The following is an 18605-nucleotide window of genomic DNA, read 5'->3' as shown; positions in this document are numbered from 1 at the left end:
GTTCATGAGAGGCTTTAATAATAAACCGCATCCTTTTCACCTGCCAGGTGGGAGAGTCTGATTATACTTATTCCCATTGTACCAAAGCAGGTGAGGGATTAATAGATGAATCCTCACGGATTCAGGTGATTCATCTTCCACTTCCAACGGACTAAAAAGTAGGCCAACATAGAAGAAAACACAATAATAATCACTACGGAAAAAACAGTAATAATGAGTGAATTGATAAAAGCCGCTGAAAAGTTCATGGTTTGGTAAGCCCAAATGTAGTTGTCCAGACTCAACCGCTCCGGCAGTGAAAAAGGGTTTTGCACGATATCGACGCGGGCCTTGAACGAATTTAAAACGACCAGGGCGAAGGGGAAAATATACACAACCAACAGGATGCTGGACAGCAAAAATAAGATGAGCCCTTTGCTGCCCTTTTTCAACGGCCTTTTTTTGAGGATCACGTTGCTTTCTGGTTTGACCAACGTCGAAGTTTTGTTCTTCATCAGGCCTCCACCTCCAACTTTTTCATGGCTCTTACCTGAATGAGGGCAATGGCCGCCACAACCAGAAAGAGAATAAACGCTTTAGCTTGTCCCGGCCCAAAGTTTTGATATAAAAAAGCTTCGTTATAAACATGCATGGCCAGCAGCTCTGTGGAACGGAACGGACCTCCGTTGGTCAAGGACAAGTTGACTTCGTAAACGACAAAGCTGCGTTGCAAGGTTAAAAACACACTAATGGTAAAGGCGGTAATCATCAATGGAATTTTAATGCGGATTAATTGCTGCCATTTCGAAGCGCCATCAATCTTGGCTGCTTCCAGCAAGGATTTAGGAATGCCCATTAAACCGGCAATATAAATCAACATCATGTAGCCGGAAGATTGCCACACCCCGACGATCACCAGGGTCCAAAAGGCTTTATCAGGGTCAGCCAGCCACGAGGAAGAAAAGATTTGCCAGTTTAAAGCTTCGCCTAGATAAACGATGACGCGGGAAAAAATAAACTGCCAGATGAAGCCCAAAATAATGCCGCCGATCAGATTAGGTGTGAAAAAGCCCATGCGAAAAAAATTTTGGCCCCTTATCCCGCTAGTGACAAGCAACGCCAGGCCAAAGGCAATCACATTGGTCAACACGAGTGTATAAAGCACATATTTAAACGTTAAGAGCAGGGAATCCACAAAATGGGAATCACTAAAAGCAATGCGGTAATTTTCCAACCCTTTAAATGTGATAGAAGTGGATATGCCGTCCCAATCGGTAAAAGTCATCACAACCCCTAGCAGAAAGGGAATCAGGACAACCGCTGTAAACGCAAAAAGGGGAATAAAGGCAAACAGGGAAAAAACCTTCAGTCTCTCCAATAATGTACGTTCCCCGTACATAGAAGCTCCTCCTAACATCATGGTGTAATAAGTGGGATAAGCCGGAGCTTACCCCACTCTATGTCATCACTTCACACTATGCCAATACATTTCAAGTTCTTCGATTAATGTATCACGGTCAATATGATCGGCTAAATATTTCTGCAGGGATGCACCCATTGTGGGCCAAGCATCAGCAGGGTAGTACAAGTTCATACCCTCCAAGGTATTTCCAGATTCCATATACTCCATAATGGAGAGGGAGAGGGAATCCACAGGTTTAATCTGGAAATTGTCAAAGACCGGGATTAAGTTTAATTTGTTTACAGCATAATCCTGACCTGTTTCATCCAAGACAAGCCAGTTTAAAAATTGAAGTGCTGCCTCCTGTTGTTCAGGCGTGGATCGGGAGGCATCCACCACCCAGTACCCAGCAACCGCTACGGAAATGTGACTGTTACCATAATCTTCAGGATTATCGCTGAGCGGCACGGGGATAAAGCCGTATTCCCCATCAGGATCTAATTCTTGCAATTGGGGATAAGCCCAGTTACCCATAAACCACAGGCCAACTTTGCCGCCGGCTAAAGCAAGGGGTCCCTCATCATAGTTTGCTCCCAAAGGAGAATGTTTTTCAGAATTGTATTCCTTCATGAGATCAAAAGTTTTCAGCCAGCCGTTAAACACTTTATTGTCAGTCAGACTGACCTTGCCGTCCTTTAAGTCTTGCATAAATTGGTGACGTTCATCACGGTTTTCAGATTGGGCGGCAAAGAAAGGATTAGTAAAGTGGGCGCCTAATGACCAATCCATGGGAGAAACGTGGAGCGCTTCAACCCCTTCCAAGGCAGCGATTTGTTTAAACAAATTCTCCAGGTCTTGGTGGGTCTTAATCGTTGAAGGATCAAATGGCCCCCCTACTGCCTCTTCCACAACAGCGTTGTTATAAATAAAACCCCACCCTTCTACTGTTACTGGCATGCCGTAGATTTTGCCGTCAATAGTGACAAAATCTGTCATTCCAGGCAGGACATGCTCCACCCAGGGTTGGTCAGATAAATCAAGAAAATGATGTTGGAAGGTGTCAAATTCCTGGGCAACCCCCATCATAATCGTGGGCGGGTTGCCGGAAGCATATAATGATGACATTTTTTCAAATATCGTTTGTCCAGCCAAAGGGATCACAGTCACCTTGACGTTATGTTCCTCTCCAAAACGTTTCGCGGTTTCCTCAAAAGGTTTCGCAATTTCAGGCTTGCTAAATAAAATAGAAATCTCAGTGATTCCGGACCCGCCGCTGGTTTGCGAGTCCTGACCGCTTTCTGAACTACTTTGAGATGCGCTTTCTCCGCAAGCAGTCAAGGCCAAGGCAAGCAGCAGCGTAAAGCAAATAATCCATAATTTTTTCATTGTTCTCCCCCTTATCTTCATTAAGTATGTAAGAGCTTTCAAAGCTATTTTACTATCGCCTTAAATTTATGTCAAACGTTTTCATATATTTTCGTAAAATTATTCTGTTAATATTTTATGACCCCTTGCAAATAGCGATAAATAAAGGTATTTATAGCAATCAAAACAACATATTATTTATGGTAACGTTAACACAACTGTGTTATACTTGCTCATAAATTTACCGTATAATGATGGTAGGTAAAAAACTGTCATCCAAATAGTAGAGTCTGCAGATAATTGGATGATGAAGGAAAGCCGGATAGCGAGAAGGGAGGTTGTTCCATGCCCAGTATTAAAGATGTGGCTAAAAAAGCGGGCGTGTCCGTAACCACAGTTTCACGGGTTTTAAATAATAGGGGTTATATCAGCAAAGAGACGCGCCGGAAAGTGGAACAAGCGATGAAAGAGATCGATTATACCCCTAATCAAATTGCCCGGGCTTTGCAAAGAAACCAAACTTATTTGCTAGGGGTCATTGTTCCGGATTCCAACCATCCTTTCTTTGCTGAACTCATTAAATATATTGAAATGTACGCCCATGAACAAAACTATAAGATCTTAATTTGCAATTCTGCGGATAATCGTGAAAAAGAGGAAAAATATATTGCCATGTTGCGTGAAAACAGGGTAGACGGGATTATCATGTGCAGCCATACCCTGGATATTGAGGAATATAAAAAAGTGAAACTTCCTATTGTTTCCTTTGACCGTATTATCGCAGAGGACATTCCCTATGTCTGTTCCGATAATTTCCGGGGAGGGACATTGGCTACGGAGTATCTGATCTCCAAGGGATGCCAACGCTTATTGCACATCTCCGGTCCCTTGGATCTGGACATGTTGTCCAACCGGCGGGCTGACGCGTTTAAACTGACATGTATGCACCATAACATTCCCTTTAAAATCATAGAGTGTGAATTTAACAAATTAACATTTGATTATTATTGGCAGCTGATTAATGATAAAGTCTCCCGGGAACTGGACCATTTTGATGGCGTTTTTTGCAGCAATGACATGGTGGCCTATGCCCTCTACGTTTATGCATATCAACAAGGGATCAAAGTCCCTGAACAACTGAAAATCATCGGTTATGACTTTCACAGCTTTACACGGATGCTGCAAATCCCCAAGCTGACCACCATTAAACAACCGATTGACAATATCGGAAAAGTATTATGTTCTACCTTGATTAAAATGGTGACAGGTCCAGAAGAAGAGATGATTAGCAATACCATCGTCGATGTTGAATTGATTGAAGGAGATACAGCCTGACGACAACCATGATCTATTGCAAAGCCCATAAATCCACGATAAAAGCCACCCCGTCAGGTGGCTTTCAATTTGGCGAACGCCATTAACACAACAGAGGAAGGGGAAACAACCCTTCCTCTTCATTTGCATACTGATACAACAGGTGGTTCTGAGCTTAACTTGACAGAGGTGTTTCCTAAATAGTGCTTCCCTGACCGGCAGACTTACTGTCAGACTCATTCTGTTTCTCTGTGGCATCCACCACCACAGCAGCCGAAGCATCCCCCACCACGTTCACAGAGGTGCGGAACATGTCCAAAATACGGTCGATGCCGGCAATCAGGGCAATTCCCTCGATAGGCATGTTCACTGCGTTCAGCACCATGGTCAGCATAATCAGCCCTGCACCGGGAACACCTGCCGTGCCAATGGAGGCAAATGTTGCTGTCAGCACAATGGTGAGTAATTGCGTAAAAGTCAGCTCCAGACCAAAAAACTGGGCAATAAAGATGACCGCGACCCCTTGATAAATAGCCGTCCCATCCATGTTGATCGTGGCACCTAAAGGCAACACGAAACTGCTGGTGCTGTGGGAGACGCCCAGATTTTCACGGGTGTTTTTAATGGTGACCGGCAACGTACCGGCACTGCTTGTGGTACTGAAGGCCACAATCCCGGCCGGAGCAATACCTTTTAAAAATCTGAGCGGGCTCATTTTGCCCAATGTTTTAACCAGAATGGAGTAGGTGATGAGCACATGCAACAGGCAGGCCAGCCCGACCGCCACGATCACTTTCAGCAAGGGCAGCAGAACAGAAAGACCGTGCTGTCCGACGACAGGAGCCACAAGGCCAAAAACGCCTATGGGAGCCAGTAACATGACAATACCCGTGATACGGTACATGACTTCAGCCAGACCATCAAAAAAATGATAAACCGGCTTGGCCCGTTCTCCAACCAGCGTGATGCCCAAGCCTAAAAAGATGGCAAAGAAGATAATTTGCAGAATCGATCCCTCTGCCAAGGCAGCTAAAGGATTGGTAGGAATGATATTGAGCAAGGTTTGAACTATAATAATACGGCGCATTCCCCATCCAGTGCGAAGCATGGGTGGGGTTAGCCGTTTTTCTTACCTTGTTGCTCAATATAGGCCTTAATCACTTCCAGTGGTGCGCCGCCAGTGGTAAATAACATGTAACTTCTACTCCAAAAGTAGGGTTTCCAATAATGCTTTTTCAGATGATCAGCAAATTCCTTGCGGATATAACGTGATGAGACGGTTTTAAAATTGTTGATCAGTTTAGATAACTGCACTTGTGGTGGTGCTTCAAACAAAATATGGATATGGTCGCTTTCCCCATTCATTTCAATAATTTCAGCGTTCCATTGATTAAACAGTTTAATCGCTATTTCTTTTAACCGATTCATCATCTCTGGCGTAATGCAGGAGTGTCTGTATTTGGTCACGACAACTAAATGGTAGACAAGACGATATACAGCGTGACGGTTTCGCTTAAAATCTTGCATTTCATTCACCCACCTATCGTTTACAACTAACTGTTACTTTGATATACTATATCATAAGAACATGTGTTTTGGCAGGTGTTTATTGTGAAGGTGGTTAAAACCCTGCGTCATAAAATCACCAGTCATTCCAACATATTTGATGATACATTACAGGTTTATCGCCAAGCCTTGACTTTTGTCGTTGAGGTTATGGATCGGGAATTTCCCAATCTGGATGGGTGGAATATTAAAGCGATGACTCAAGCTATGGAAAAGCTGATCCATGCGACTCAAAAGAATCCCCATCCCAAATACATGGATTTTGACCACCTCTTTTACAAGTTTCCATCCTATTTTCGGAGAAGTGCCATTGCCGAAGCCTTTGGTATCCTTAAAAGCCACCGTTCCCGTTATGACAAGTGGCTGAAAGAAAAAGAACAGGCTGAACGGGCAGGCAGACGGTTTAAGAAGAAGCCGCCCAAATTGCAATTTTGTCACCGTGCCTTTCCCGTGTTTTACAAAGGTGTGATGTTTCAACGTACAGGGGATACCACGGCCAAAATCAAAGTATTCCATCAAAAGGACTGGGTGTGGATCACCATTCGCTTTAAGGGACAGGATTTACAAAAGAGAGGGGTTGTCAATTGGAAGGAGAATAATCCATCTCTCGTCAAGGTGGGGAAAAAGTATTTCCTGCATATCAGCTATCAAAAAAGCGTTGATCTGAACAATACCCCTCTTTCTCAGCAAAAAATCTGCGCTGTTGATCTGGGACTGAATCAGTCAGCGGTCTGCTCCATCATGGATGCCAACGGCACTGTCTTCGCCCGAAAGTTCATCAATCAGGCGAAAGAAAAAGACCGTTTGTACCGCATGACGAACAAGCTGAAGAAAGCCCAGCGTCAGTCAGGGTATATCAAAGCTCCCCGTTATTGGCGGCGAATCAACGGCCTTCAAAAACAGATTGTCAATCATACGGCCCATGAGATTGTCCGGTTTGCCCAAGATCATGGTGCCGATGTGATTGTCTTTGAGTATCTGGATCACATGAAAATGCCCAAAGGGTTTTATGGGGCCAAACGGTTGCGATTCAGGCTTCATTACTGGCGTAAGCAGGGGATTCAGCAAAAAGTGACGGAAATGGCCCATTGTCAAGGTATTCGGGTCGCACGGGTTAATGCCAGAAATACCAGCCAACTGGCTTTTGATGGAACAGGTGTCGTGAAACGAAAGGGCAAAAAGGATGTGTGCCAGTTTTCATCAGGGAAAATCTATCATGCTGATCTTAATGCGACCTATAACATTGGGGCCAGATATTTTCTAAGAGAATTAAGGAAATCCACTTCCGAAAGGGAGTGGTTGTCTGTGGAGGCCAAAGTTCCTTCACTGGCAAGAAGAACACAACAGACATTGGCTTCATTGATTAGTTTCCATCAGGCAATGTGCCAGATTGGTGCATAAGGCTTGGGGAAACCGTATTTAAGTCAATGGATGCTCCACCTATAACCCGTGGTTTAGGTGGTGAGGTTCACTAAATCCCTCTGTTTCTCTTGGTTCGGGTGCTTCTGTCTGGTGGGGGATATCCACCCCGCTTCCAGGTGAGAGCAGCAAGGCGATGGCCAGGCCGATGGTAATGGCAATCAGGGTCGTGGCCAGATAGTATACAATGGTTTTGCCCCCCATCCGGCCCAGTTTTTTCGGGTCGCCTGTGCTGGCCACACCCACAACGAGGCTGGCGAGGACAAGGGGCACAATAATAAACTGAATCAGCCGCAGGAACAGCTCTCCCAGGGGTTTAACTACCTCAATCTTTGGGCCAAAGAGTGCCCCGCATAGAATGGCAGCAATAAAAGCAATTAAAATTTGGGTTAAGAGGTTAATCTTTTTCACGGGCATGACCTCCTGTTATATGCATGAGTAACCTGGCACACATGATACAGGGAAAGAATAAGACCTTCAAGATTATTTTTAATGTATCGAATACGTATTCTTTCCATTTCTTTTGCCAGCCGGCCCTAAACGGATGTAGTGTAGCCGTGCTATAATAGGAACAGCATACAATAACCGGGACATCAAGTAGATCGACACCGTATATCATAGTAGATCGACACTGTAGATCGATATTGGTCTGTTATTATTAGTCTGTTAAGGGAGGGCCCAATGGTGAAAATTGCGTTTCTGTCAGACATTCATGGCAACGCTGTGGCTTTGGAGTCGGTGCTGGCTGACTTAAAACAGCAGCATGTTGATCAAATTGTGGTGCTTGGCGATCTCTGCTTCCGTGGCCCAGAACCGAAGCGTGCATTGGAATTGGTGCAAGAACTGGATGCCAAGGTGATTAAAGGCAATACAGATCTTTGGCTGGTACGCGGTGTCCAAGAAGGGGAAGTGCCAGATGATTTGGTGGAGCTGATGAACCAGGAGCGGGAATGGTGCCAGCAGGAACTCACGGTTCAAGACCTGGATTACCTGGCTGGCCTGCCGGAAGCGTTGCCTTTTTCCTTGGATGAATCGTTTAAGGTTCATGCTTTCCATGCCACACCGCACAGTTTGTTCGATGTCGTCTGGCCGGATGCATCCCCGCAACAAGTGGCAGAGACTCTGCTGAAGGAACAAGCTCAGGTTTATGTCTACGGTCATATTCATCTGCCCTATGTCCGCTATCTGCAAGGAAAGTGCGTCATCAACACGGGCAGTGTCGGCTTGCCTTTTGACGGCCTGCCCCAGGCCTCCTATGCCCTTGTGGAAACGGACGGGCAACGTTACCGGGTTTCCATCCAGCGGGTGCCCTATGATGTGGAACGGGTTGCCCAGCTGTACAAGTCCAAAGGTTACCCTCTGGCTGAACTCATGATCAAAGTTGTGCAGGAAGGCAAAAGTCCGTTAGAAGTGATGTGAACTCAGTTAGAATAAGCTTTTGGATTGGGAATAGGTTTCTGCTTTGGCTTAGAAGGAAACTAGTGAGTATTCTGTCGGACCAGCGTAGCCCGGATGATGGTGGAAATCTCATCCCGATTGTGATTCGTCAGCACCAGTTCTCCAGGCAAGGTCAAATGTTCTGCAGTTGACAAAAAAGATGCTTCCTCGCCATCGATCGAATGGTCATACACTTTGGTAAGCATCAACGTCCTTACTGCGTGAACAGGAATAGAGCGTATCGTCGACCATAAGCACCTTTACACGATCTTCACCAGTCCATGATAAGCCGTGAGTACTTCAATGGTACGGGGAGTGAATACAGGTAAAATCATAGAACATTCGATTGTCGTTAGTAAAAATCAGCGAAGTATATGGCCTTGGTATGACAAAAGTGTTTTCAAAACAATGTTGAGACGTTATGTCTGATTCCCATGACCTTAAACTGTAGTTCGAATTCTGGTATAATATAGAAAACAATGAAGGACGGAAGTATGATGAGAAGATTAACTTTAAAACAAATAAAGGAAAAAGTTCAACAGAACCGTGTCACCATCGATAATGCCGTTCATCAGTTCAGAGCTCGTTCTAAAGAGCAAGGGTGGAACATGAAACGAACGCGCCCTAGGGATGCTGATGAAATTAAAACCTTGAATTTGTTGGCCAAACGCATGTTTGACGATTTACGCCGGAGTGGAAAAGTAATGTATGATAAAGAAAGTCGGGTGCTGAAAATTGACAAACTTACAAAATGCTAGAAAAGAGTTGCTGGCGTTAAAGGAAAAACCTAAATTCGAACGCATGTTATGTACAGCGGCCAGTTCATTGGAAGAGCGGGGAAGATCGTGAATGGGGCTTTCGTTTACTACTGATGTACGCTGATGAGCTAGATATGGAATATATACCATCTAAAATAGTGACGAATAAAGAACGAGAAGAATGGCATTCATGGTTAAGCGACCTAGAACGTTACACAGAATGAGTTAGAGGTGTTGTTATGGCTCCAGTTTTTCGAATGATTTTTATGCACCTAGAAGAAATTTCGATTAATATTGGTATGACGGGTTAATTAGGGATTGCTGAAAAAGTTTCATTTTTTAAGTTTTAACGTGCTCAATTTAAGTTTCTTGGTAGACTATTTTTTTCTTGAAGACGTAAGTAAAACCATATAGCAAAAAAGACAAAAAGAGAGCGTAACCAGTGCCGTGCCTGGCAATACCGACGGTTTTCACGTGTCCGATATAGCTGATCAGCAATCACAGCTTCTGGATAGCAACCAAAGCGGGTATGATAAGCCTCGACAGAGGCTTGGAATGTGTTGCCTTCATGGAAGTTGTCCCAGCTGATGTGTTCAATCAGGGTGTATCCCTCGATGACACTGATAACCACCTTGGCCCCAAATTCAACTGGTGCTTTCGCTTTGCCAGTGAAGGCCTGATTGTTGGGCCAGCTCTTCAATGTTTCAGATTACGGTGGATGTATTGCAGTTGTGCTTTAATCGCCTTCCGCAGTTTTTTCTTACTGACCTTGCGTTGTTTAGCCACCTGAAGATAAGCTTGGCGTGCTTTTTTGCGGTAGGTCCTGGGCTTGGGTTGAATGTGGTTGCTGTTTGGATGGTTGCCCAGCTGTGGGTTGGCTGCCCGTATGATTTTCGTCATCATCAGATGGATGTTCGTCTTCATCATTCGTTATCTCATCACGGTCTGGTGTCAGCTGATTCACTTCTTCTGTGACAAGCCATTCGTTGATTTGATTGATGATATCAGGCCCTAATCTTTTGCGAAAATGGGTCATCATGGTATGGTGGAATGGTTCTTCCTGTTTGAATTCAGTCAGACCAATAAAGTATTGCAAATAGGGGTTTTCTTTGATCTGTTCCACTGTTTCACGATCGCTGGTGCCTAAACGTTCTTTAATGATAAGCGCACCCAAAGCCATGCGCACAGAAAAGGCCTGACGGCCTTCGCTTGTTGATTTGAGCTGCCCGATATACAGATCTTCCGCTTTGTTCCATGGAATTCTTTGAGCGAGTAATACCCAACGGTTATTGGGGTCCAGTTGACCACCAAAAGGCAGGAAGAATTCATGCGGCATGATCAGCTGATCCTGGTTATGGCGATACACAGCAATACCTCCAAGTGCAAGATTTTTGTGGTGTTTTTTGAAAACCCTTGCACTTAATTTCTCCAAAAATACGTCTTTTCCCTTTCATATCAACAATTTTTTGTTTTTCAGCAAACCCTAGTTAGAGACATTAAAATAAAGAAACATTAGTATAGAAACAATAATTCCAATAGTACACAACACTTTTGCTACTATCAATGATCTACCCCCATTCGAAAGCCGTTTTCCATATACAAAACCCGTGATTCCTGACACAATACCGGCAAAAATAAATAGATTGGATAATACTCCAAAGTAAGGCGAAACAATTGAAACCACGCCTAAAAGAATAGGAATTACTGTTTTTTTGTTTTTCACTGTAGTATTTTCACTCCTTAGCTAAATAATTTTTTATTAAGAAAAAGGCTTATGCACCAATACAAAAGCTTTTGTTCCCTTATATAGGGAGTGATAAATTGATCTTCAACTCCACGGTCTTTAGAGTTATTATAGGGAAAATTTGCCTGCGATACAATCCTCCATTTTTATCATTAAAAATATTTATTGCTATTTTTTAAAAAATATTGAAAAATATGTATAGATGTTTATAATATGGTTAGAAGTTTTTCCTATGCATGGGTAGGTGTAAGTGCCAACTAGATAATTATCTTGTATAATTTCCCCAATAGATTTGCCCTATAGATTTTATGCACTAATGGACTTGGCCGGTAAGAAACAAAAAGATTTGCTGTTTTAAAAAAAGGGGGGTGTATCGAAGAAAAGCAATAAATATCTTTTGAAAAACCTTCAAAAATGGAAGACTTAAATTTAATCTTATGTACATGGAGGTATAAAAATGAGATATTTGCGATCTATATTATTAGTTTTTCTAAGCGTTTGCATCGTGTTCTCCGTCATCGCATTTGATGGGGCTAATGTTAGTGCCAGTCAAGAGGGAGTGGGACTCCACAAAGACTTGAAGTATATTAAATCTGTTGATAGTTATATTATGTATTTAGAATTAGAGAGTGAAAGTAATCAAGAAGCTAGAGAGGTATTAAATCAATTTTTAAGTTTAAGTAGAGAGCAACAAGAAGCCTTTATTAAGGTTTTGCAACCAGATATTTATATCGAAGTATTGAATGAGGCTATTGAAATGGCAGAAAAGGGAGTAGGAGAATTCGATTTAAATGTAGATGATATTATTATTCCTATCAAAAGTAGTTATGGAGTAGCATTAACAGATCCAGTTGATGGCCAGCTTACTTTGCTGAGTTCCAATGAGAAAACAGTTACAGCATCCGAAAAATTATATATATTCAACATAAATACAACAACACTTTACACAATGATTGACTTCAATCACAACGGAAGTAGTGCTACTAGAGTTCTTGATGTTCGCCAAAGTCATAAGAACTGGAATCCTGGTGTTTGGGTTTCACCACAAGGGACAAATAATGGTTATATTTCTGGAGGGTATGCTTTTGGGAGAGGGACTTGGAAACTTCATGCTACAGGAGCACTAGGTGCCCTTAGTTCTACTATTCATTTACATGTAAAAGCTAATAATAAAAATAGGTACAAGAAGCTAGAGAGTACACATTTCAATATAAAAGGCTATGATTGGAGAGCTTTTTAGCTTGATCTCACTAAAAAATATAGTTGACTCCTTCTTAGGAGAAATGTTTTTACAAAAATTAAGATTTGATAGGACCTGTGACAAGTTAATGACAAATATGAGGGCATTCAGATCAGCCCTTCTACAGGGTGCGAATTCACTTCGATACAAACGCTGAAAGAATGTGCTGTATTATCACTATTGAGCTCTCCTGGTTCTTATTCAACTGCAAACGAACGCCAAACAATCCTTGCTACAACTTAGCCGATGGTTAAAAGCCTTGCTTTGGAAACCCTATGAAAAGTGGTTTCAACGTATTCAGTTTCGTTCAAAGAAACTAGCCAGGGGTACACCTTCAGCCGTATGAGTGTAAAATGTATATTTTTACCAAATGGACAGTACCACTTTTAGTTGGTTATTCACTTTTTAGCTCTTCGAGCTTAAATCTTTTGTTCAGAATAGTATCAACAATATGATATAAGGTTTTGTGCAACTCTAGTGTCTTTCTAGTGTCTTTTAATCAAATCCTGAATCCGTGACATATGGGCGGGATTGGTTTAAATGTTTGCCACATGATGACTTATAGACATTAAAATGATCACAAAATATTTGATTATCACCTTAAATACCTATATATTCCAGCCCATCCCCCGCCCAGCAGATTTCGATGGCATGCCAAAGACACCCTGGTCACAGGGCGTTTGAGTGACAGGTCAAATGTCTGGGCGAGGTTTAGGCAAAAGCCTGATAGAGCCGTTTAAACGGTGTTAACCAAGCCCGTGATCCAATATACAGATATTGCCGGCGGGCATGTGTCACCATTTTTGCTGCCAGGGTGATCAACGTCTGGATCACCGTCCGGATCCGGCGCCGCTGCACTTTTTTGCGCAGGGGGCTGTCATTCACCCGCAAACTCTCCTGACTGATGATCCGCAGCAGGGTATAGGTAAACAGCCCCAGACATAAGACCAGATCATTGGTGGCAAACTTACCGGACGGTAAGCGTTCCAAATCCAGATCGGTCTTGAGTTCACTATGAAACTGCTCGCAGGTGGCATGATCATGGTAGAGGTCAATGATATCGACCACGTCCTCATCCAGATCCGTCCAATAAACATCCACCGTGATCTCTGGGATTAAAAGAATCTGGCCATCTTTGGCGATCGTCGTTTCCCGCACATCAAACACCTGATAGACCGGTTGGTGCAATCCCGGATCGGTCACACGGATTTTACCCGTATAGCGTGTGCACCCCTCCCGGATCACCGTGGCTTTTCCCTGATCCTGAGCAATGGCCATCACAGCCTTTGTAGGTCCGGCTCACGCCTTCTTTGTGGGTATCGGTGTTATCAAAAGGAGAGACATCCACGTCGATCGGCACATAGCAGGTGCCACTGTTGAGTTTAATCGCACTGGGCTCAAGACCTACCTTTCTGGGAAGCCGGACCATTTCATCCAGCAGGATATTCCGCCACTTTCTGATCTGGGCCAGCCCATCCAGACGCTGGCGGAGCCGGGCTCGAGACGGTACACTTTTGAGCTGAAGGGCATATTGGAAGAAGTCATCCTCACGAAAGGCTTCGATATGTTCAAAATCGCTTTTACCCTGAGCCAGCAATCCGATCATGGCATAAACAATGTCACTGTGGGACAGTAAGGGATACTTCAATCCTGGGATCTTGAGTTGGTTCAACTTGGGGCGTAAGTCTGTTTTTTCCAAGAGCAATCCAATTAATCCCAATCCACTATGGGCTGTTAATCGTTCATGAGAGGCTTTAATAATAAACCGCATCCTTTTCACCTGCCAGGTGGGAGAATCTGATTATACTTATTCCCATTGTACCAAAGCAGGTGAGGGATTAATAGATGAATCCTCACGGATTCAGGTTCACTGTTATCCAGCGATTTTTGTTAATTCTAATTTAGCATTCACAACTAATCCTTAAGCATCCTGATAAGAGGTTTAAAAAATGTGTACCACACGATGGACACGTCCATTCCCTTAGGCCAAGGTTTTTAACTTCTTTATTGCAGTATCCGCATTTGGAACAAAGTTGGCTTGATGGAAAGGTTTTGTCCACCCGTACCACGGTTCGTCCGTACCACTTGGCCTTGTATGCCAGCATGGTGCCAAACGTTGACCACGACACATAAGCGATGCTTTTGGCTAAACGATGATTCTTCTGCATGTTCTGCACAGATAAGTCCTCAAGGCAGATCACTTGGTTTTCGTGAATAAGCCTTGTGGACAGTTTGTGCAGAAAATCCTTGCGACAATTGGCCACCTTTTCATGCAGACGGGCTTTGTGCCAGTTGGAACCGCCTGTCTTGGGCGGGAGAGTCTCCGTTGCCAGCGAATGAGTTTAGCCTCATACTTTTTCAAATACTTGGGATTGGCAATGACTTCTCCTGTGGAAAGGGTGGCAAAAGCTTTGACACCGAGATCAACGCCTATCTTGCTGTCACAGTCAGGCAACGGTTGAATCTCTGTTTCCGCCAGCACCGACACAAAGTATTTGCCCGATGGATTTTGGCGAACGGTGGCGGAAAGGATGCGCCCCTCCACTTCACGGGACTTGGCCAACTTGACTTTAAACCGGGGATAGCCTTTTTTCTCCCGGAAGAACCTTTTGAATGCTCATCCAAGTGGCACAACGCTGTTTGCAAGGCTGTGGCATCCGGTTCTTTCAGCCACTCCCGTTCTTGCTTGAGTTGAGTGAGCAACGCTGAACAGGCATGATAGCCAAGTGTTTTCTTTTCCGTCTCGTAGACTTCTTTCCGTCTGGCAAGGAAGTGATTAAACACAAAACGGAAACAGCCAAACGTCTTATGGATCAGGGTCTGTTGTTTTGGGTTAGGATACAGGTGAAAGCGATAGGCTTTCTGCATGGCTTCCCCCTCCTGGGTTTCTTCTGGGTTTAATATACCATATCTGTGCCACAAGAGAAACATATGTTTGCACCCGCTTCATCCCCCACTTACACTTCGTTGACAAGTGGGGGGCTTTCGGATAATTTATGATAAAAAAGGTGCAATCAAGCATCTCAAATGATGGAGGAAGACTTATGACCGGTTACGATCCGTTTTATTATCCCTATCCCTCGCGGAGGATGACAGTATACGCTAAGCGGGGGATGGTCGCCACTTCACAGCCCCTTGCTGCACAGGCAGGACTGGAGATTTTGCAAAAAGGAGGCAATGCCATTGATGCCGCCATTGCCACAGCAGCCAGCCTGACGGTAGTGGAACCTACCTCTAACGGGATTGGCGGAGATGCGTTTGCGCTGGTGTGGACAAACGGGAAGCTGCACGGTTTAAATGCCAGCGGTCCGGCACCACAAGGCATTTCCATTGATAAATTGAAAAAGGCGGGTTACAAGGAGATTCCCACCCACGGCTGGATTCCGGTCACCGTGCCCGGGGCACCGGCAGCCTGGGCCGCACTTTCTGAGCGTTTCGGCCGCCTGCCGCTCTCTCAGGTGCTGGAGCCGGCTGTCCGTTATGCCGAAGAGGGCTATCCGCTCACGCCGACCTTGGGTTATTTCTGGCAGCGGGCTTTTGAGTTATACAGCCAAAATTTGAAGGGCGAAGAGTTCCGCCCCTGGTTTGAGACCTTTGCGCCACAGGGCAGGGCACCGCAAGTGGGGGAAGTGTGGCGTTCTCCTGGTCATGCCCGCACGCTCCAAGCGATTGCTGAAACCAAAGCGGAGGCCTTTTACCGGGGGGAGCTGGCGGAAAAAATAGAACAGTTCTCCAAACAACATGGTGGTTACCTGCGCCAAGCGGATTTAGCGGCCTATCAGCCGGAATGGGTGGAACCCATTAAAGTGAACTACCGGGGTTATGACGTCTGGGAGATTCCGCCCAACGGCCAGGGGCTTGTGGCGCTTATGGCGCTCAACATTTTAAAAGGGTTTCAGTTTGAAGCAAGAGATAGCGTAGAAACCTTCCACAAGCAGATCGAAGCGGTCAAGCTGGCCTTTGCTGACGGATTGAAATATATCACCCAGCTTGACCGGATGAGGGTGAAGGTGGAAGATCTGCTGGATGAGGCTTATGCAGAGCAAAGACGCAGCCTGATTACGGATACGGCCTTACAACCGGAGGCCGGCGAGCCTCCCAGAGGGGGAACGGTTTATTTGGCAGCCGCTGATGGCGAAGGCAATATGGTCTCTTTCATTCAAAGTAACTATATGGGCTTTGGGTCTGGCATTGTCATTCCGGAAACCGGCATTGCCATGCAGAACAGAGGGCATAACTTCTCTATGGATCCGGCGCATGATAACGCACTGGCGCCCGGCAAGAAAACTTACCATACCATTATCCCCGGGTTCCTGACCAAAGGGAACCAGCCCGTAGGTCCGTTTGGGGTGATGGGCGGTTTTATGCAGCCCCAGGGCCATGTGCAAGTGATCATGAATACCATTGATTTTCACCTTAACCCGCAGGCGGCCTTGGATGCCCCCAGATGGCAATGGAAAAAGGACAAAGTCGTGGAAGTGGACCCCTCTTTCCCGGAACACATTGCCCAAGCCCTGGCCCGGAAAGGGCATCACATTCAACGTGCACTGGACCATGGCGGTTTCGGCCGGGGGCAAATCATCTGGCGTGATCCCAAGACGGGCGTACTGGCCGGAGGTACCGAACCGCGTACGGATGGTCATATTGCCGCTTGGTAATCAAGAAAAAGACTTGCTCGCCTTTGGTTTAGGGAGCAAGTCTTTTAACTTACCTCCGACAGAAGTCTCCCACTTCTAAGCGAAGCGAAAGTGGGAGATGAATGTCGGTTTGATGTAGCCTCAATATGATGAGTGTGGTAAAATAAGATCAAACAAACGTTCGTATTGTGGGCAGGTGATGCGGATATGGCCAACAAAGCCTACAAATTCCGTCTGTATCCAACACAAGAACAGGAACAACTGCTCGCCAAAACGTTCGGTTGCGTCCGTTTCGTTTACAACAAAATGCTTGAGGAACGTCAACACATCTATGACACGTTCAAAGACGACAAAGAAGCCTTGAAACAGTACAAATTTCCCACTCCGGCCAAGTACAAAAAAGATTTTCCGTGGCTTAAAGAAGTCGATAGCCTTGCCTTAGCCAACGCTCAATTAAACCTGCAAAAAGCATTCACCAACTTCTTCTCTGGCCGGGCGGGATTTCCCAAGTTCAAAAGCCGCAAGGCGAAACAGTCGTACACCACAAATATGGTGAATGGCAACATTAAGCTTGCAGATGGCTATATCAAGTTACCCAAACTGAAATGGGTCAAATTCAAGCAACATCGGGAGATTCCTGTTCACCACATCATCAAGGCTTGTACGATCACCAAAACAAAAACAGGAAAATACTTCATCTCCATTCTGACTGAGTATGAACACCAACCGGTGCCAAAAGAAATAGAAAACGTTGTTGGGCTCGATTTTTCCATGAATACGCTGTATGTCGATAGCGAGGGTAAGAGAGCCAATTATCCTCGATTCTATCGGCAAGCCTTGGAAAAACTGGCCCGAGCCCAACGGGTGCTGTCACGCCGCAGGAAAGGTTCCAACCGTTGGCACAAACAGCGGCGGAAAGTAGCCCAATTGCACGAAAAAATCGCCAACCAACGTCAGGATTTTCTGCATCAGGCTGCACGACAATTGGCCAACCGGTATGATGCCGTGGTGATTGAAGACCTCAACATGAAAGGGATGGCTCAAGCCCTCCATTTCGGTCAAAGCGTCCACGACAACGGCTGGGGCATGTTCACCTTCTTCCTTCAATACAAGTTAGCAGAACAGGGAAAGAAGCTGATCAAAATCGACAAATGGTTCCCCTCATCCAAAACGTGTTCATGTTGTGGTCGAGTGAAGGTGTCTCTATCGCTTTCCGAACGTCTATTTCGCTGTGCATGCGGTTTTGTGGCAGACAGAGATATCAACGCCGCCATCAATATCAAAAAGGAAGGTCTGAAACAGTTAGGGACTGCCTGACTGGCTCTCGAACCGTGGGGCACACGGGGATCGCTCGGTCAACTTCCCATCATGAGATGGGATTACCCGAGAAGCCCCCACCTCTAAGCGTTAGCATAGGTGGTGGGAGTATGTCACGAACTCACCAAAAGTAAAACGTATGATAGCATTGATACGGCCAACCATTGCTGTTTTACTGGGTGTGTTAGCTTATCAGTTTTTTGTCACCGGCTGGGAAGGGGTGGGGATGGTGCAAACAGTATTTCTGACAGGCGCCAGTTTTTTATTGTTGGAAAAGTGGAATATCCACCCCGCTTATGTGATTCTTGGGGCGCTGGTTTAGTATGAGTAAAATTTCAGAGGGCAAACACACATTCGCCAATCCCTCTTCATGCCGTTAATAGCTCGTCTGTTAACGGCATGAAGAGGCCCCTAAAAAGCAAAAGAC

18 protein-coding genes and 2 pseudogenes are annotated in these 18605 nt (G+C 45.0%); 8 read left to right on the top strand and 12 right to left on the bottom strand.

Annotated features, from left to right (window positions below; translation table 11 throughout):
• Positions 1-113: 113 nt before the first annotated feature.
• The 3 genes from IEW48_RS14705 to IEW48_RS14695 form a co-directional block, all read right to left on the bottom strand.
• Positions 114-494, bottom strand: coding sequence for an ABC transporter permease family protein (locus tag IEW48_RS14705; RefSeq protein WP_188624417.1), 381 nt, complete (start codon positions 492-494; stop codon positions 114-116).
• Positions 494-1378, bottom strand: coding sequence for a carbohydrate ABC transporter permease (locus IEW48_RS14700; protein ID WP_188624416.1), 885 nt, complete (start codon positions 1376-1378; stop codon positions 494-496). The genes IEW48_RS14705 and IEW48_RS14700 overlap by 1 nt, the downstream gene beginning before the upstream one ends.
• Before the next feature lie 66 nt (positions 1379-1444).
• Positions 1445-2767: an ABC transporter substrate-binding protein gene (locus tag IEW48_RS14695; RefSeq protein WP_188624415.1), complete on the bottom strand. Its 1323-nt coding sequence runs from the start codon at positions 2765-2767 to the stop codon at positions 1445-1447.
• A 324-nt stretch (positions 2768-3091) separates the two neighbouring features.
• On the opposite strand from IEW48_RS14695, the gene IEW48_RS14690 reads away from it, so the two are divergent.
• Positions 3092-4081, top strand: coding sequence for a LacI family DNA-binding transcriptional regulator (locus IEW48_RS14690; protein ID WP_188624414.1), 990 nt, complete (start codon positions 3092-3094; stop codon positions 4079-4081).
• A 175-nt stretch (positions 4082-4256) separates the two neighbouring features.
• Here the strand turns inward: IEW48_RS14690 and IEW48_RS14685 are convergent.
• Positions 4257-5132, bottom strand: a pseudogene (locus tag IEW48_RS14685) (dicarboxylate/amino acid:cation symporter); the annotation flags it as partial.
• A gap of 44 nt (positions 5133-5176) precedes the next feature.
• Positions 5177-5587: an IS200/IS605 family transposase gene (gene tnpA / locus IEW48_RS14680; protein WP_007504319.1), complete on the bottom strand. Its 411-nt coding sequence runs from the start codon at positions 5585-5587 to the stop codon at positions 5177-5179.
• Positions 5588-5671: 84 nt separating this feature from the next.
• On the opposite strand from tnpA, the gene IEW48_RS14675 reads away from it, so the two are divergent.
• On the top strand, positions 5672-7027 hold the full coding sequence (locus tag IEW48_RS14675; RefSeq protein ID WP_188624412.1) for an RNA-guided endonuclease TnpB family protein: 1356 nt from the start codon (positions 5672-5674) through the stop codon (positions 7025-7027).
• A 39-nt stretch (positions 7028-7066) separates the two neighbouring features.
• Here the strand turns inward: IEW48_RS14675 and IEW48_RS14670 are convergent, their stop codons facing one another.
• On the bottom strand, positions 7067-7456 hold the full coding sequence (locus IEW48_RS14670) for a dicarboxylate/amino acid:cation symporter (protein WP_229704071.1): 390 nt from the start codon (positions 7454-7456) through the stop codon (positions 7067-7069).
• 270 nt (positions 7457-7726) lie between these two features.
• On the opposite strand from IEW48_RS14670, the gene IEW48_RS14665 reads away from it, so the two are divergent.
• On the top strand, positions 7727-8464 hold the full coding sequence (locus IEW48_RS14665) for a metallophosphoesterase family protein (protein ID WP_188624410.1): 738 nt from the start codon (positions 7727-7729) through the stop codon (positions 8462-8464).
• A gap of 59 nt (positions 8465-8523) precedes the next feature.
• On the opposite strand, the gene IEW48_RS14660 is transcribed toward IEW48_RS14665, so the two are convergent.
• Positions 8524-8688 carry a hypothetical protein gene (locus IEW48_RS14660; RefSeq protein ID WP_007503337.1) on the bottom strand — a complete coding sequence of 55 codons (165 nt, stop codon included), beginning with the start codon at positions 8686-8688 and terminating at the stop codon, positions 8524-8526.
• Between the two features lie 291 nt (positions 8689-8979).
• Between IEW48_RS14660 and IEW48_RS14655 the strand changes: the two genes are divergently transcribed.
• Positions 8980-9240, top strand: coding sequence for a hypothetical protein (locus IEW48_RS14655; RefSeq protein WP_188624409.1), 261 nt, complete (start codon positions 8980-8982; stop codon positions 9238-9240).
• Between the two features lie 778 nt (positions 9241-10018).
• Here the strand turns inward: IEW48_RS14655 and IEW48_RS14650 are convergent.
• Both IEW48_RS14650 and IEW48_RS14645 read right to left on the bottom strand, forming a co-directional pair.
• Positions 10019-10672 carry a transposase gene (locus tag IEW48_RS14650; protein WP_188624408.1) on the bottom strand — a complete coding sequence of 218 codons (654 nt, stop codon included), beginning with the start codon at positions 10670-10672 and terminating at the stop codon, positions 10019-10021.
• A gap of 51 nt (positions 10673-10723) precedes the next feature.
• A complete protein-coding gene (locus tag IEW48_RS14645) occupies positions 10724-10963 on the bottom strand; it encodes a hypothetical protein (protein ID WP_188624407.1) in 240 nt (79 codons plus the stop codon).
• Between the two features lie 478 nt (positions 10964-11441).
• Between IEW48_RS14645 and IEW48_RS14640 the strand changes: the two genes are divergently transcribed.
• Complete coding sequence (locus IEW48_RS14640; RefSeq protein ID WP_188624406.1) at positions 11442-12224, top strand: hypothetical protein; 783 nt, start codon at positions 11442-11444, stop codon at positions 12222-12224.
• A 711-nt stretch (positions 12225-12935) separates the two neighbouring features.
• Here the strand turns inward: IEW48_RS14640 and IEW48_RS17195 are convergent.
• From IEW48_RS17195 to IEW48_RS14630, 3 genes and pseudogenes are all read right to left on the bottom strand, one after another.
• Positions 12936-13502 carry a transposase gene (locus IEW48_RS17195; RefSeq protein WP_229704070.1) on the bottom strand — a complete coding sequence of 189 codons (567 nt, stop codon included), beginning with the start codon at positions 13500-13502 and terminating at the stop codon, positions 12936-12938.
• Positions 13435-13995 (bottom strand): hypothetical protein, encoded by a 561-nt coding sequence (locus IEW48_RS17190; protein WP_229704069.1) that lies wholly within the window; start codon positions 13993-13995, stop codon positions 13435-13437. The genes IEW48_RS17195 and IEW48_RS17190 overlap by 68 nt, the downstream gene beginning before the upstream one ends.
• Positions 13996-14125: 130 nt before the next feature.
• Positions 14126-15092 (bottom strand): annotated as a pseudogene (locus IEW48_RS14630) (RNA-guided endonuclease TnpB family protein).
• Positions 15093-15268: 176 nt separating this feature from the next.
• On the opposite strand from IEW48_RS14630, the gene IEW48_RS14625 reads away from it, so the two are divergent.
• From IEW48_RS14625 to IEW48_RS14615, 3 genes are all read left to right on the top strand, one after another.
• Positions 15269-16882 (top strand): gamma-glutamyltransferase family protein, encoded by a 1614-nt coding sequence (locus IEW48_RS14625; protein ID WP_229704068.1) that lies wholly within the window; start codon positions 15269-15271, stop codon positions 16880-16882.
• Positions 16883-17068: 186 nt separating this feature from the next.
• The gene (locus IEW48_RS14620) at positions 17069-18178 is read left to right on the top strand and encodes an RNA-guided endonuclease InsQ/TnpB family protein (protein WP_188624405.1); all 1110 of its coding nucleotides are present in this window, start codon (positions 17069-17071) and stop codon (positions 18176-18178) included.
• Between the two features lie 139 nt (positions 18179-18317).
• Positions 18318-18500: a hypothetical protein gene (locus IEW48_RS14615; RefSeq protein ID WP_188624404.1), complete on the top strand. Its 183-nt coding sequence runs from the start codon at positions 18318-18320 to the stop codon at positions 18498-18500.
• Positions 18501-18605 lie beyond the last annotated feature (105 nt).

This window comes from Caldalkalibacillus thermarum (assembly GCF_014644735.1).
GTDB classification, from domain to species: Bacteria; Bacillota; Bacilli; order Caldalkalibacillales; family Caldalkalibacillaceae; genus Caldalkalibacillus; species Caldalkalibacillus thermarum.
This window is presented reverse-complemented; position numbering and strand designations above follow the sequence as displayed.